The sequence below is a fragment of the Burkholderia pulmonis genome (assembly GCF_984667975.1).
In genome coordinates, this window is sequence record NZ_OZ480186.1 from 183,530 (window position 1) to 196,253 (window position 12,724).

Annotated in this window: 14 protein-coding genes; 4 read left to right on the plus strand and 10 right to left on the minus strand. The window is 69.3% G+C overall.

From position 1 onward, the window contains the following. Window positions 1-42: 42 nt before the first annotated feature. Genes AC5LXK_RS00825 through AC5LXK_RS00855 form a run of 7 tightly spaced genes read right to left on the minus strand, consistent with a single transcriptional unit; the run spans window position 43 to window position 2,730 of the window. Window positions 43-492 (minus strand): phage tail protein, encoded by a 450-nt coding sequence (locus tag AC5LXK_RS00825; protein ID WP_493389932.1) that lies wholly within the window; start codon window positions 490-492, stop codon window positions 43-45. Next, entirely contained in the window at window positions 485-727 is a 243-nt protein-coding gene (lysC, locus tag AC5LXK_RS00830; RefSeq protein WP_493389933.1) for an Rz1-like lysis system protein LysC, read from the minus strand. Before lysC ends, AC5LXK_RS00825 begins: the two co-directional genes overlap by 8 nt. Then, entirely contained in the window at window positions 609-1,049 is a 441-nt protein-coding gene (gene lysB / locus AC5LXK_RS00835) for an Rz-like lysis system protein LysB (RefSeq protein ID WP_493389934.1), read from the minus strand. Before lysB ends, lysC begins: the two co-directional genes overlap by 119 nt. Then, window positions 1,046-1,891: an N-acetylmuramidase domain-containing protein gene (locus tag AC5LXK_RS00840; protein WP_493389935.1), complete on the minus strand. Its 846-nt coding sequence runs from the start codon at window positions 1,889-1,891 to the stop codon at window positions 1,046-1,048. Before AC5LXK_RS00840 ends, lysB begins: the two co-directional genes overlap by 4 nt. 3 nt (window positions 1,892-1,894) lie before the next feature. After that, on the minus strand, window positions 1,895-2,161 hold the full coding sequence (locus AC5LXK_RS00845) for a phage holin family protein (RefSeq protein ID WP_493389937.1): 267 nt from the start codon (window positions 2,159-2,161) through the stop codon (window positions 1,895-1,897). Between the two features lies 1 nt (window position 2,162). Further along, window positions 2,163-2,507, minus strand: coding sequence for a putative holin (locus tag AC5LXK_RS00850; RefSeq protein ID WP_493389938.1), 345 nt, complete (start codon window positions 2,505-2,507; stop codon window positions 2,163-2,165). Window positions 2,508-2,523: 16 nt separating this feature from the next. Beyond that, the gene (locus AC5LXK_RS00855) at window positions 2,524-2,730 is read right to left on the minus strand and encodes a tail protein X (RefSeq protein WP_493389939.1); all 207 of its coding nucleotides are present in this window, start codon (window positions 2,728-2,730) and stop codon (window positions 2,524-2,526) included. Window positions 2,731-3,292: 562 nt separating this feature from the next. Here AC5LXK_RS00855 and AC5LXK_RS00860 point away from each other — a divergent pair. From AC5LXK_RS00860 to AC5LXK_RS00875, 4 genes are all read left to right on the plus strand, one after another. Further along, entirely contained in the window at window positions 3,293-4,900 is a 1,608-nt protein-coding gene (locus AC5LXK_RS00860) for a TIGR04222 domain-containing membrane protein (RefSeq protein WP_493389941.1), read from the plus strand. Window positions 4,901-5,142: 242 nt separating this feature from the next. Then, on the plus strand, window positions 5,143-5,886 hold the full coding sequence (locus AC5LXK_RS00865; protein ID WP_493389942.1) for an LbetaH domain-containing protein: 744 nt from the start codon (window positions 5,143-5,145) through the stop codon (window positions 5,884-5,886). Window positions 5,887-5,925: 39 nt separating this feature from the next. Then, the gene (locus tag AC5LXK_RS00870; RefSeq protein WP_493389943.1) at window positions 5,926-7,866 is read left to right on the plus strand and encodes a tetratricopeptide repeat protein; all 1,941 of its coding nucleotides are present in this window, start codon (window positions 5,926-5,928) and stop codon (window positions 7,864-7,866) included. Window positions 7,867-7,959: 93 nt separating this feature from the next. Continuing rightward, window positions 7,960-8,622 carry an acetyltransferase gene (locus AC5LXK_RS00875; RefSeq protein WP_493389945.1) on the plus strand — a complete coding sequence of 221 codons (663 nt, stop codon included), beginning with the start codon at window positions 7,960-7,962 and terminating at the stop codon, window positions 8,620-8,622. 10 nt (window positions 8,623-8,632) lie between these two features. Here AC5LXK_RS00875 and vioA read toward each other — a convergent pair whose 3' ends face one another. From vioA to fliT, 3 genes are all read right to left on the minus strand, one after another. Next, window positions 8,633-9,775 (minus strand): dTDP-4-amino-4,6-dideoxy-D-glucose aminotransferase VioA, encoded by a 1,143-nt coding sequence (gene vioA / locus AC5LXK_RS00880; protein WP_493389946.1) that lies wholly within the window; start codon window positions 9,773-9,775, stop codon window positions 8,633-8,635. A gap of 28 nt (window positions 9,776-9,803) precedes the next feature. Further along, window positions 9,804-12,173, minus strand: a complete 2,370-nt coding sequence (locus AC5LXK_RS00885) for an O-linked N-acetylglucosamine transferase, SPINDLY family protein (RefSeq protein WP_493389947.1) — start codon at window positions 12,171-12,173, stop codon at window positions 9,804-9,806. 250 nt (window positions 12,174-12,423) lie between these two features. After that, the gene (gene fliT / locus AC5LXK_RS00890) at window positions 12,424-12,723 is read right to left on the minus strand and encodes a flagellar protein FliT (RefSeq protein WP_493389948.1); all 300 of its coding nucleotides are present in this window, start codon (window positions 12,721-12,723) and stop codon (window positions 12,424-12,426) included. Window position 12,724 lies beyond the last annotated feature (1 nt).

Sequence of the window (12,724 nt, forward strand, 5' to 3'; positions counted from 1 at the left end):
GATGCGGTGTGTTGCGGGAAGGCGGGCCGGCGCCCGCCGGACTCATCGGATCTGCGGCAGCGCGACCCAGGTCAGGGTGTCGGCCGGATCGACCCGCGTGTCGTCGACATGCGCAATCACGTGCCGGCCGTCCGGCCCGGTCGTCACGGCGACGCTTTCCGTCAGCGCCAGCCGGATCGACAGGTCGACCGCCGCCTGGTCGCGTACGCCCACCTCGAAGGTGATGCCGCTGGCGCGCGTGGCCGGGTTCGTCACGAGATCCGGCTGGTTCGCGCGCACCCATTCGACCAGCGCGACGAACACCGGATCGGTGTCGCCGGCGAAATTCGTCGCGAGTACGTGAGCCGTGTACCGGTATTCGAACGACGGCGTCAGTGTGCCGGTCGTCGCGATCGATCCTTGCTCGACGAGCACGGCCAGCGCACCCGGCTCGGCGGCGAGCGACGGGATGGCGGCGACGAGGGCACGCCGCAGGCTGTCGGGCTTAATCATGCGGATGCGCTCCATGGTCGGGGGTGGGCGTGCCGGCCTGGCATGCCGCGATCATGTCGACGGTCGCCGCGCACGTTGCCCAGGCCGCCTTGACGAGCGTGAGCGCGCCGTCGAGCTCACCGTTGGTGCGGGGCGCGAGCATCGGCAGCGTGCACGGCGTCACCGTCTGGCACGTATTCGACGTAATCGTCGGCGCCGGCGAGAGCGGGACTGGCTTGCAGGCGGACAACGACATCAGGCAAAGGAGTGTCAGCCCAGGCGCGAAGCGCGGCGTTTTCATCGGTCAATCTCCGGTTTTCAAGTCGAATGGCGTCGAGCTTCGATGCGATCGCGGTGCGCGAGCGGTCGAGCCGCGCCTGCTGCTGCGCGCGTGCGGCAGCATCCTGCTGCAGGCGCGCGATGACGCCGTCGCGCGCGGCGAGCGCCTGTTGCGCATCGATGCGCTGCTGCTGCGCGGTCGCCAGGTCCGCGCGCAACGCATGCAGGTACAGCGCCGCGGCCGCGCACGCGCCGAGTGCGACGATGCAGAGGGCGCACTTCGCGGCGAGCCCGTTCATGCGACGCGTGCGGCGTCGGCCGGCCCGGGGGCGGTCTGCGCCGGCGCGGCTGCTTGCGATGCATAGCGGTCGAACGCACGCGCGAGCCTGACGTCATAGAGGTTCGCCGCGTAGTCGGGCCCGTTGTACGCGCGGGCGAATGCGGCCCACTGGCGTGTGGCGAGGGCGCGGCGCAGCGCGTCGTCGGCCGCGATGTAGCGGACGAATGCGTCGAGGTGCTGCGCTTCGCCGGTTTCCATGCAGGCGACGAATTCGTCGATGCCCGCATAGCCGAGGCGTTCCCAGTGATAGCCCATCACCTGGAACGATCCCCAGCTCGCGGATTCCCACGCGGCGCCGGCATCGATCGACTCGGCCGCGGCGACGCGCGTGTATTCCGCGGCACCGCCGCGATAGCCGCCGCGCGTGCGCGACACGATGTCCGGCTGCCGGGCCGCGAACGGCGAAGGGTCGATGCCGCGCGCCTGCAGCCGCTTCCAGAACACATGACGTTCGAACAGGATGACGGGCCGGCCGTCGGTCAGGAAGCCGGCGCCGCGCGACTCGACCTCGTTGACCGCGCGAATGCATGCGAGCGGCACGTCGAGCGTGCGCGCGGCGCGTTCGAGATCGGCCAGCGCCAGGTGTTTCGGATCGCGCACGCCGGTCGCGAGCGCGGCGTAGGTCTTCGGGCCGGCGATGCCGTCGTCGACGAGGCCGGTCTTGCGTTGCAGCGCGATGACGGCGGCTTCGGTCGCCGCGTCATAGAGGTGCGTGACCTGCACCGCATAGCCGGCGCGGATCAGTCTGCGTTGCAGCAGGCCCACGTCGTCACCGTGGTCGCCGAGTCGACGGGTTTTCATGATTCATTCGCTCCTCAGGAGGCGTGCGACGTTGCCGCGCGAGCCGCAGACGAACATCGCCAGGAATACCGACGTGGCCGCGTCGAAGAAGCCGACGGATCCGGTGTGCAGCAGCAACTCGATCGACGCGCCGCCGGTGACGGCGACGAGGAGCCACGCGAACCACGATGCGTGGCGCCGGTGCCGCGCGCCGTTGCGTCGATAGGTGAGCACCCGCACGAGCACCGCGACGTGGGCGGAGAGTGCGACCAGTGCGAACGGGAGATGCATGTCATCCCCCTTTGCGGAACAGCGCGAGCAGGTCCATCGTCTTGATCCGCTCGATCAGCTGCAGCGTGACGGTGATCACGAGGGCGGCCGCGAAGAACGCGGCGACGCCGGTCGAGTGGATCGGCGTGGCGCCGACGATTTCCGGCGCGGCGAGATAGCCCATCACGAGCGAGATCAGCAGGTAGGCGGCACGTCGCGCGACGCCGATCTCCTTCGAGGTGACGACCACGAGCGCGGCGCCCGTGAACGCGCCGATCAGCGCGTTGCCGTCGATGCCGGGCGCGAGGCCGGCGACGCCGATCGCGGCGGACAGCATGGCGGCGGTGGTGAGGTTCGGTTCGGCCATGAAGGCGATTCCAGGGTCAGTCAAACAGTTGCAGCAACGGCCGTGCGCTCGCCACGGTGTCGAACGGCGGCAGGTAGACGGGCGTGCCGGCGGGCAACACGACGCCGAGACTGGCGAGCCCGGTGTTGGCCTCGAACACGGTCTCGACGGTGCCGTCGGTCCGGCCGTAGTGGCGCCAGCACAGCGCGTCGACCGTGTCGCCCTGCAATGCGCGCGCGATCATGGCTGGACCCTCCGGGGCGCGAGGGGCTGGTTGCCGGCGGCGATGCCGGCCGGTGCGCCGCAAAGGCGTGTCGAAATCGTGTTGCTTGCCATGGCGAGGTCTCGAGCCGTGAGGCGGTGAAGAGGGTTCTCATGGTCGAGCTTCGCGGGGCGGGGCTCAACGAGGCGCGTGCGTGGCCTGCCCGGACACGCAGCGCGGTGCGTGTCGTGACGCACGTCGCGCCTTACGCTTCACGGCGTGGCGCGTGGTGTTCGCGGGCGGGTGCCCTGCGTGCCGTGCAGCGGAATTGCAGCCTGGATGAACCGGGGCGGCCTTGATTGAGCTTGTGCAGCCTTGGTTTTGCCGCCGCCGTAGCTTGCAGGGCCTTGCCGGGCAAGGGGCGGGCACGCGTAGGTAAAACTCCGAAGGCAGGGGTTGCTGGTTCGATCCCAGCCGGCCCGTTGCCGTCGCGTGACGGTTCGGCACGGGCGTGCCGGCGCACGGGCCGTTGTGCGAGAATCGCCCGCAACGACAACTCCAAGCGTCGATCGCGGCGGCCGTCCGTGCATCGCGCCGACTTCAGATGGCTGCCATCCCGACCTCCTCGACCGCAGTCGATGCCCGCGCGCTGACCGATGCGCAGCAGGCGCTGCTCGCGCGTCTGCATGCGTATTCCCCCGACGATCCGGACGCGCCGCTGCCGTACAGCCGGCGCGTTGCCGAAGCCGAAGGCTGGTCGCACGACCATGCGCTGGCCGTGATCGACGAATACAAGCGCTTCGCGTTTCTCGCGCAGGCGGCCGGGCATCCGGTCACGCCGTCGGTCGCGGTCGACGCCGCGTGGCATTTCCATCTGCAATACACGCTCGAATACTGGGATGTCTTCTGCGCCGATGTGCTGCGCGCGCGGCTGCACCACATGCCCGGCACGGGCGTGCCGGACGAGGCCGCTGTCTATGCGCAACGCTATCGCGACACGCTCGACAGCTATCGCCGGCTGTTCGGCAGCGAGCCGCCGGAATCGATCTGGCCGCGTCCCGCCGACCGGCCGGTCGATGCGGGGGCCCCGCAGGCGGACGGGCGGGCCACGGCGACGCCGCGCCGCGCGTGGCGCAACCTGCTGCCGAAATTCGTGTGGCCGGCGGCCGCCGCGAGCGTTGCCGCGACCTGCGCTTCGGCGCAGGACCTCAACGTGCTGAATTACACGGGGCCGCAGTTCCTCGCGTTCTACGTGCCGGCCTGCGTCGTCGCGTTGCTGCTGATCGTCGCGCTCCAGGCCGTCGAATTCCGCATCCGTCGCTGGGGCCGGCGCACGCGCAAGGCGTCGTCCGACCTGAGCGCCGATGAAGTCGCCTATCTCACCGGTGGCGAGGCACGGGTCTCACAGGTCGTGACGATGTCGCTCGCGCATGCGGGCGCGGTGGATCTGTGGACTGTTCCCCGGCAGGGCGGATACGTGAAGATCGTGGATCCGGACCGGGCCGGCCGGCACGACGACCACTGCGCATGGCTCAGGGAGCAGCCGTCCGGCACCGTCCGCTACGGCGTGTTTCGCGAGCGGCTTGCGAAGTATGCGCAGGAGGTCGTCGACGGGATGCGTGCGCAGGGCTGGTTCTGGGCACCCGGCGAGCTGCGGGTGTCGCGCATGGCCGCGCGCGCGATCGTGCTGCTCGTGCTCGGCACCGGTGCGGCGAAGCTGGCGGTCGGCTTGAGCCGCGGGCGGCCCGTGCTGCTGCTCGTCATCTGCATGGCGGTGTTCGCGATCGCGTACCGGCTCGTCGCACGGCGGTTGACCGGCTTCGGACGGGGCGGCGCGACGGCGGCCGGGCGCGCCGCGCTGCTGGCGCGCCGGATTGCGCACGATCCGCGGGCCGCGCGCGATGCGCAGCCGGTACGCGATGCGCAGGCGTCGCGCGGGGCACGCGATGTCGAACGCGACGATCCTGACCCGTTGCTGTGGACCGCCGCGCTGTTCGGCGCCGGCGCGCTGGCCGGTACCGCGTGGTCGGCGTATTCGGGCACGGTGCTGGCCGCGTCGCGGATGTCGTCGGTCGCCGCGATGAAAGCGGGCGGCGGCACGTCGTTCGACTCGTCCGACAGCAGTTGCTCGTCGTCGAGCTGCAGTTCGTCGAGTTCGTGCAGTTCCAGCTCGTGCAGCTCCAGCAGTTGCGGCGGGTGTTCGAGCAACTGAGGCCGGGCGGACGCGGAGTGGCGCCGTCGATGCCGAGGGACCGATGCACGCGGGCGCGTGACCGTACCGGCCCGATCGGTGGAACAGAAGTCAGAACGCCGCTCTTATCCGTTGTCGATCGTTCCCGCGCGCTTTCTATACTGCATTGTCCACGATCGCGGCCGATGTGCCGCGTCGCTTCCCAAACCTGTCCCGGGCGGTCTCGGCATCGAGCCGCTGCGCCGGCTAACCTGCGACCGCGTATGAACGTTACGACCTCCGACGATTGTATTGGCGTGCTTTCCGACCATTCGTGGGCGAAGCAATTCATCGTGCTGGGATACCGGGATGGCGCCTTTTCGGCGATTCCGAACAATTTCTTCCGTAACTGGCTCGATGAAGAGGCGCAGGTCGGTACTTTTCATATCGGCCGGTGTTCGAGTCTCGGGGTCGGGTCGATCGCGAAGTACGACCAGGGGCATCAGAAGCTCGTGATCGGCAACAACGTGGCGGGCGGCATGCGCCTGCGGTTCCTGCTGAACGGTCAGCACGAGGTCCGGACCATTTCCACGACCCTGTTCAGCATCTACGGAAACGGCCTCACCAATGTGTCGATGCCGCAGTACGCGGATACCGTGATCCACAACGACGTCTGGATCGGCGACGAAGCGCTGTTCCTCGGCGGCAGCCAGATCGAGAACGGGTGCGTGATCGGCGCGCGGGCCGTCATTCCGCCGAACTTCCGTACCGAGGCCTATGGAATCTATGCAGGGTCGCCGGCCCGCCTGATCCGCTTCCGCTTCACGGAGAAAGTGCGCGAACGGCTGCTGCAGCTCGCGTGGTGGGACATGCCGCTCGACTGGATCAAGCAGCACAACGATGCGTTTCTCGTCGATCTCGAGGCCGACGAAGGGCACGCGCTCGACACGCTCGCCGCACTCCAGGAGGCCAAGGACCGTGCCAAGGGCAAGTCCGGGCGCCCGGCTGCCAAGCCGGCGGCCGTCTGATCGCCCGTTCGCGGTGCGCGTCGCGCATCGCCGCATGACATGACACCTGCTTCAGACGAAACCGCGCGCGTTCAACAGGCCGCGACCCTGTGCCAGGGCGGGCAGTTTGCCGACGCGCTGTCGTGCCTTGCGCCGCTGCTCGAACGGCCGGCGCCGGCCGTTGCGGTGCTGCATGTCGCGGCCGTGTGCGCCCTCGGCCTGAACCGGATGGCGGACGCCGAGGCCGGGTGGCGGCGCGCGATCGACGCGATGCCGGCGTTCGATCCGCCGTACGACGGCCTGGGTGCGCTGCTCGTATCACAGGGCCGCCTGGCCGACGCCGAAGCGATCCTGCGCCAGCAGCTCGCGTCCGTCACGCCGTTGCAGGCGGCGCACCATCACCGGTTCGGCAAGGTGCTCGAAGCGCTCGGCCGCCTCGACGACGCCGAGCACGCATACGGGCAGGCGCTGCTGATCGAGCCGCAGTCGCCCGATGTGCTGACCGATCTCGGCAACCTGCTGCGTATCCTCGGCCGGCAGGCGGAAGCGGAACTCGCGTACCGGCTCGCGATCGCCGTTCGCGCCGACCACGCGTTCGCGCACGCCAATCTCGGCGCGATCCTCGTCGACATGCAGCGGTTGCCGGAAGCGGAAGCGGCCAGCCGGCAGGCGCTCGCGCTGTGTCCGGACCACCCGGAGGCGCATTACAACCTCGGCGTCGCGCTGCAGAATCTCGATCGCCTGTCCGAAGCGGAAGTCGCCTATCGCGATGCGATCCGCTGCCGTCCCGGCCTGCCGCAGCCGCGCAACAACCTGGGCTGTGTGCTGCGTGCGCAGGGCCGCCACGATGAAGCGGCCGCCGCGTTTACCGACGCGCTCGCGCTCGCGCCGGGCATGGCCGAGGTGCACTACAACCTCGGTACGACCTTCGCGCACGCGGGCCGCCTCGACGACGCCGAACGCGCGTACCGCCGTGCGCTCGAGCTGCGCGCCGACTACGGCGACGCGCGGTTCGGGCTGGCGACGCTGCTGCTCGGGCTCGGCCGGTTCGAGGAAGGCTGGCGCCGCTACGAATCCCGCTACGAACAGTCGACCTTCGTGCATCGCCGGACCCGCGAGGTGCTGCGGTGCGCGCAGTGGCAGGGCGAGTCGCTCGCCGGCAAGACGCTGCTTGTCTGGCAGGAAGACGGCCTCGGCGACATGCTGCAGTTCAGCCGCTATTTCGCGACGTTTCGGGCTCGGCAGGCCGCGCGCGTGGTCTTTGCTTGCCAGCCCGCGCTGCATCGGCTGATGGCGACGGTCGACGGCGTCGACGCGGTGCTCGATCACGAGACGGCCACGGCGCAGGCCGCGCAGTTCGATTATTGGACGAGCCTGCTGAGCGCGCCGATGCACGCGGGCACGACGCTCGACACGATTCCGCCGCCGGTGCGGTTCGTCCCCGACCCGGCCCGCGTCGCGCACTGGGGCGCGCGGCTCGATGCGCTGCCGGCCGGCCCGCGCGTCGGCCTCGTGTGGAAAGGCAACCCGAAGCATCACAACGATGCGCACCGCTCGCTGCCGTCGCTGGCGTTGCTGACGCCGCTGTGGAGCGTGCCGGGCGTGAATTTCGTGAGCCTGCAGAAGGGGCAGGGCGAGGACGAGGCGCGCTGGCCGCCGGGCGGTCTGCCGTTGCTGCACCTGGGCTCGGAGATCGGCGACTTCGCCGATACGGCCGCGATCGTCGCGCAACTCGATCTCGTGGTGTGTGTCGACACGTCGACCGCGCATCTGGCCGCCTCGCTCGGAAAGCCTTGCTGGGTGCTGCTGCCGAATCAGGACGTGGACTGGCGCTGGATGCACGATCGCGAGGATTCGCCGTGGTATCCGGGCACGGTTCGGCTGTTCCGGCGCGGCCGCGACGACAGCTGGATCCAGCTGGCCGAGCGCGTGCGCGAGGCGTTTGCCGCGCATTGCGCGGCCGGGCGCGTGACGGCGGACGACACGGCGCGTACCGTCTGACGTGACGGTGTACGCCGCGCGGGTGCGGCGACACGGCATACTGCGGGGAACGCAGCCAGGCTGCCCCTGCTTTTCAGTTCAATCGAGGCCCTCGTGGAAAACATCGTCATCGTCGGCTCGTCCGGTCACGCCAAGGTCGTGATCGACATCGTCGAACAGGCCGGCCGGTACCGGATCGCCGGGCTGATCGATTCGTTCCGGCCCCGCGGCGAGGAGACGCTCGGCTACGCGGTGCTGGGCGCCGAGCGCGATCTGCCGGATCTGGTCGGCACGCACGGGATTGCCGGGCTGCTGGTCGCCATCGGCGACAACCACGCGCGCGAGAACGTGACGGCCGCGCTCGCGGCGCTCGTGCCGGGCCTGCGGTGCGTGTCGGCCGTGCATCCGGCCGCGCGCGTCGGCAAGGCGTCGACGATCGGCGCGGGCACGGTCGTGATGGCCGGCGCGGTGATCAACCCGTGCTGCACGATCGGTGAAGGATGCATCGTCAACACGAATGCATCGCTCGACCATGACGGCGTGATGGAGGATTTCTCGAGCCTCGCGCCGGGCGTCGTCACGGGCGGCAACTGCCGGATTGGCCGCGGCGCGGCGATCGGCCTCGGCGCGATGCTGCGGCACCGGATCTCGGTCGGCGAGCACGGCGTCGTCGGCGCGGGGGCGGTCGTGCTGCGCGACGTCGAGCCGTACACGGTCGTGTACGGCAATCCGGCGCGCCGGATCCGCGCGCGCGCGGCCGGCGAGCGTTACCTGTAGGCGCCGCGCGTCAGGCGGCGATCAGCCCGACGATGCGGCGGACCATGTCGTCGGTGAGCGCAGGGTAGATCGGCAGGCACAGTACCTTGCGGGCGGCCTCCGTCGCGACGGGGAGATTGTCGCGGTTCGCGGACGGCAGCCCGCGATACATCGGGAATTCCGAAATCAGCGGATGGAAGTAGCGGCGCGCGAACACGTCGTAGTCGCGCAGCTTCTGGTACAGCGCATCGCGGTCGAGCGGATAGTCTTCGTCGACGAGGATCGCGAAGTACGCGTGGTTCGCGACGGTCTGGCCGCCGAACGGCACGCAGCGGATACCGCGCACGTCGGCCAGCAGCGTGCGGTACAGCGCGTCGATTTCGCGGCGACGCGCGAGTGCGCCGTCGATGTGCTGCAACTGCAGCATCCCGAACGCGGCGTTGATTTCGCTCATCTTGCCGTTGATGCCGGGTGCGACGACCGTGACTTCGTCGACGAAACCGAAGTTCTTCAGGTGATCGATCCGCTGCTTGGTCTTTGCGTCGGGGCAGATGATCGCGCCGCCCTCGAACGTGTTGAACACCTTCGTCGCGTGGAAGCTCAGCACCGACAGGTCGCCGTGGGCGAGCACGCTGCCGGTGGCGTTCCGCACGCCGAATGCATGCGCGGCATCGTAGATCACGCGCAGGTTGTAGTTGTCGGCGATCTTCTGGATCGCGTCGACGTCGCACGGATTGCCGTAGCAATGCACGGGCATGATCGCGGTGGTCTGCGGCGTGATTGCCGCCTCGATGCGGGCAGGATCGAGATTGAGCGTGCCGGGCGTGACGTCGACGAACACCGGCTTGATACCGTTCCACAGCAGCGAATGCGCGGTCGCGACGAACGAGTACGGCGTCGTGATGACCTCGCCGGTGATGCGCAGCGCCTGCAGCGCGGTGACGAGCGCGAGGGTGCCGTTCGCGAACAGCGACAGATACGGCACGTCGAGGTACTCGCACAGCGCGCGCTCGAACTGCTGGTGGAACGGGCCGCCGTTGGTCAGCGTGCGACTTTCCCAGATCTTCTCGAGGTACGGCATGAATTCCTCGAGCGGCGGCAGATGCGGTTGCGTGACGTAGATGCGTTCGTGCGGCAGTTGCGCGACGGACGACGCGGGCAGGCTGGCGGTCATGGTGGTCTCTCTCGTTCTGGCGTGGCGTTCAGGCCTCGGCCGCGGCCTGTGCGGGGGCCGTGTCCTCGAACAGCGGCGTGTCGAATGCGGTCACCGGCTCGTTCGCGCACCAGCGGGCCCACATCGTGCGCAGCGCCGACGACAGCCCGGCCGCGACCACGGCCGGCTGGAACGCGGCCGATTGTGCGCAACGCTCGCGCAGGCCGGCGCGCAGTGTCTGCAGCGCGGCGATGTCGTGACCGAGCGCGAGCGCCTTCGCGACGAAATCGTCCTCGCCCGTCGCGATGTACGCGTCGAGCCCGACGTGCTGCAGCCAGCCCGCGCTGCCGCGCCCGGCCATCGTCGCGCCGGGGATCGTCACGGTCGGCACGCCCATCCACAGCCCGTTCAGCGTGGTCGTCGAACCCGTATAAGGGAACGTGTCGAGACAAAGATCGACGCTGTGATGCTGCTGCATGTAGACCGGGATGTTCGAGCGCCGGTGGAACGTCAGGCGATCGACACCGATGCCCGCGGCGGCGAACCATTCGGTCAGCGCGGCCTCGTCGCGGTCGTTGCTGACCGCGCCGAGCGCCATGCGCGCGGTCGGATCGGCATGCAGCACGCGCGCCCAGACCTCGATCACGTGCGGGCTCAGCTTGTTCAGGCGGTTGAAGCTGCCGTATGTCGTGTAGCCGTTGTGCAGTGCCGGCAGCACGTTCACGGGCGGGCAGTTCGGCGGCGGCATGAACGGTGCGATCGCGGGCAGCCGCACGATCTGCTCGACGAACTGGTCGTCGAATGCGCCGTGCGGCGCGACGAAGCGATCCGTCAGGTAGTAGTCCATCTCGGCGAGGCCGGTCGTGGCCGGATAGCCGATCCACGATGCCTGCACCGGCGCCGCGCGCTGCGCCAGCGCGACGAGCCGGTTGCGGCCCGTATGGCCCGACAGGTCGATCACGATGTCGATGCGGTCGTTGCGCACGCGTTCGAGGAAAGCCTGGTCGCTCATGCCGGCGACGTTGCGCCAGGTCGTCGCGTGGGCCTTGAAGCGGTCGGACGTGTGATCTTCCTCGAAGTGATTGTGATAGAAGTGCATCGCGATGCCGGGATCGGTCGCGAGCTGCTCGATCACGGGCACCGCGTAGGAGGCGACTGCGTGGCTGAACAGGTCGCCCGACACGAAGCCGATCTGCAGCTTGCGCGCAGGGTCGCGCGAGTTCGAGAACACGGCCGCGCGCTTGCGCTTGTGGTTGTCATAGCGCTGGCCGAACTTGCGGTGTTCGGCGACGAGCGCCTGCGGTTCGAAGTCGCTGCTGTGCGCGATGCAGAACAGCATGCTGCTGTGGGTCACGCTGTCGGTCGGATCGATTTCGATCGCGCGCTTCAGCCAGCTCACCGCTTCCTCGGTGGCGCCCTGTTCGAGCAGCACGAAGCCGAGCGTGCTCATGGGCGCGGCTGCGCCCGGTGCGAGTTCGACCGCACGCCGGCAGGCCGCAAATGCTTCCTCGACGCGGCGCATCCCGAACAGCACGAGCCCGTGGATCCGCAGCCCCTCGGCGTGATCGGGCTGGAGCTTGAGCAGGCGGCGGCATTGGGCGTCGGCTTCCGCGAGCCGGTGGACGGCACGCAACGTATCGGCGAGCAGGATGCGCACGAGCACTTCGTCCGGCAGCAATTCGACCGTGCGAAAGCCGGCGGCGATCATCTCGTCGAAACGGCCTTCCCGGTGATGCGAGGCGGCCAGCGCACGCCAGCAGGCGCCGTCTTCCGGGTAGTCGGCGACCAGTTGCCGCGCATGCGCGGACGCTTCCGCATGCTTGTTCTTGTTGAACAGGGCCGCGTGTTTTTGCAGCAGGGCCTGATTGGCGCGACGGACCGGCTTGCCGCCGTCGTTGCGCCCGGGGCCGTCGTTCCGCCCGGCGCCGGCGGCAGCGGCAGCGGTTTCCAGGACGATCGCCGTTCCGATGCTGATCGGGGCGGCGGGCACTGCCGCGGTCGCAAGCACGATGTCGGGCGAGGCCATCTGCCCGATCAGCCCTTCGAGCGCGGGGCCGCGGATGCCGCGCTGCTGCGCGATCTCGACGGCGATCCACGCGGCGGACGTCTGTCCGCTGCGATGCAGTGCGTGGATGTAGCTGACCCAGAAGTAGCCGTTGGCCGGGTTCGCGCCGATGGCGGCTTCGAAATGCGGCACGGCGTCGGCCGGGCGGCCCGTATCGACCATCAGCACCGCGAGGTTGTAGTGCGCATCCCCGTGCGCGGGCACCGCATCGAGGATGGCCTCGTACAGCGCCTGCGCGTCGTCGAAGGCGCCGCTGCGCTGGCGCTCGAGCGCGTTGTCCATGACGAGCGCAATGTCCTGCGCAAGCTGCTGTTCGGGCGTGAGCGTGGCGGGGGCGGACGGTTCGGGGAGCATGATGGAATCTGCGGAAAGTCGGTCGATACCATTATCGGTAGCGTGCCGCTGCGGCGATGCCGCGAGGTGACGGTAAAAGCCCGGTCAGTTTGGGCGATTGACCGGGCGGCCGCGGCGCGGGAGGCGCGGCCGGCGGCGCGCAAAAAAAAGCCCGCACGAGGCGGGCGGAGGCGAACGAGCACGCCCTCACTTCAGCGTGTAGTTCTTGTTGTCAGGTTGGCGCCCGATGCCGGGCGGCGCCGGGTACGGATCAGCGGTTCGCGATGCTCTGGTACTGGCCGACGGCCTGCACGCGGCCCATCGCCGCCCGGTATTCGTCGGTCAGCTCCTGCTGCGCGCGTTGCGCGTCGGCGAAAATGCGGTCGTTGCTGTCCTGCATGCGGCGGATCGCGGCGATGCCGGCGGGCGGCTGGTCGGCCGCGAGCGATGCGACGAGGGTCCAGCGCACATCGACGAGGCGCACCGCCTCGGCCCAGTCGGCCATCGTGGCCGCGTGCTCGATCGCATCGGTGAGCGCGTCGAGCTGCGCAATCAGTTCGGTCTGTTCCATC

What these genes read in the sequence shown, in the direction of transcription:
- AC5LXK_RS00825 (WP_493389932.1), bottom strand. Translation starts at nt 492, where the DNA reads ATGATTAAGCCCGACAGCCTGCGGCGTGCCCTCGTCGCCGCCATCCCG.
- lysC (WP_493389933.1), bottom strand. Translation starts at nt 727, where the DNA reads ATGTCGTTGTCCGCCTGCAAGCCAGTCCCGCTCTCGCCGGCGCCGACG.
- lysB (WP_493389934.1), bottom strand. Translation starts at nt 1,049, where the DNA reads ATGAACGGGCTCGCCGCGAAGTGCGCCCTCTGCATCGTCGCACTCGGC.
- AC5LXK_RS00840 (WP_493389935.1), bottom strand. Translation starts at nt 1,891, where the DNA reads ATGAAAACCCGTCGACTCGGCGACCACGGTGACGACGTGGGCCTGCTG.
- AC5LXK_RS00845 (WP_493389937.1), bottom strand. Translation starts at nt 2,161, where the DNA reads ATGCATCTCCCGTTCGCACTGGTCGCACTCTCCGCCCACGTCGCGGTG.
- AC5LXK_RS00850 (WP_493389938.1), bottom strand. Translation starts at nt 2,507, where the DNA reads ATGGCCGAACCGAACCTCACCACCGCCGCCATGCTGTCCGCCGCGATC.
- AC5LXK_RS00855 (WP_493389939.1), bottom strand. Translation starts at nt 2,730, where the DNA reads ATGATCGCGCGCGCATTGCAGGGCGACACGGTCGACGCGCTGTGCTGG.
- AC5LXK_RS00860 (WP_493389941.1), top strand. Translation starts at nt 3,293, where the DNA reads ATGGCTGCCATCCCGACCTCCTCGACCGCAGTCGATGCCCGCGCGCTG.
- AC5LXK_RS00865 (WP_493389942.1), top strand. Translation starts at nt 5,143, where the DNA reads ATGAACGTTACGACCTCCGACGATTGTATTGGCGTGCTTTCCGACCAT.
- AC5LXK_RS00870 (WP_493389943.1), top strand. Translation starts at nt 5,926, where the DNA reads ATGACACCTGCTTCAGACGAAACCGCGCGCGTTCAACAGGCCGCGACC.
- vioA (WP_493389946.1), bottom strand. Translation starts at nt 9,775, where the DNA reads ATGACCGCCAGCCTGCCCGCGTCGTCCGTCGCGCAACTGCCGCACGAA.
- AC5LXK_RS00885 (WP_493389947.1), bottom strand. Translation starts at nt 12,173, where the DNA reads ATGCTCCCCGAACCGTCCGCCCCCGCCACGCTCACGCCCGAACAGCAG.
- fliT (WP_493389948.1), bottom strand. Translation starts at nt 12,723, where the DNA reads ATGGAACAGACCGAACTGATTGCGCAGCTCGACGCGCTCACCGATGCG.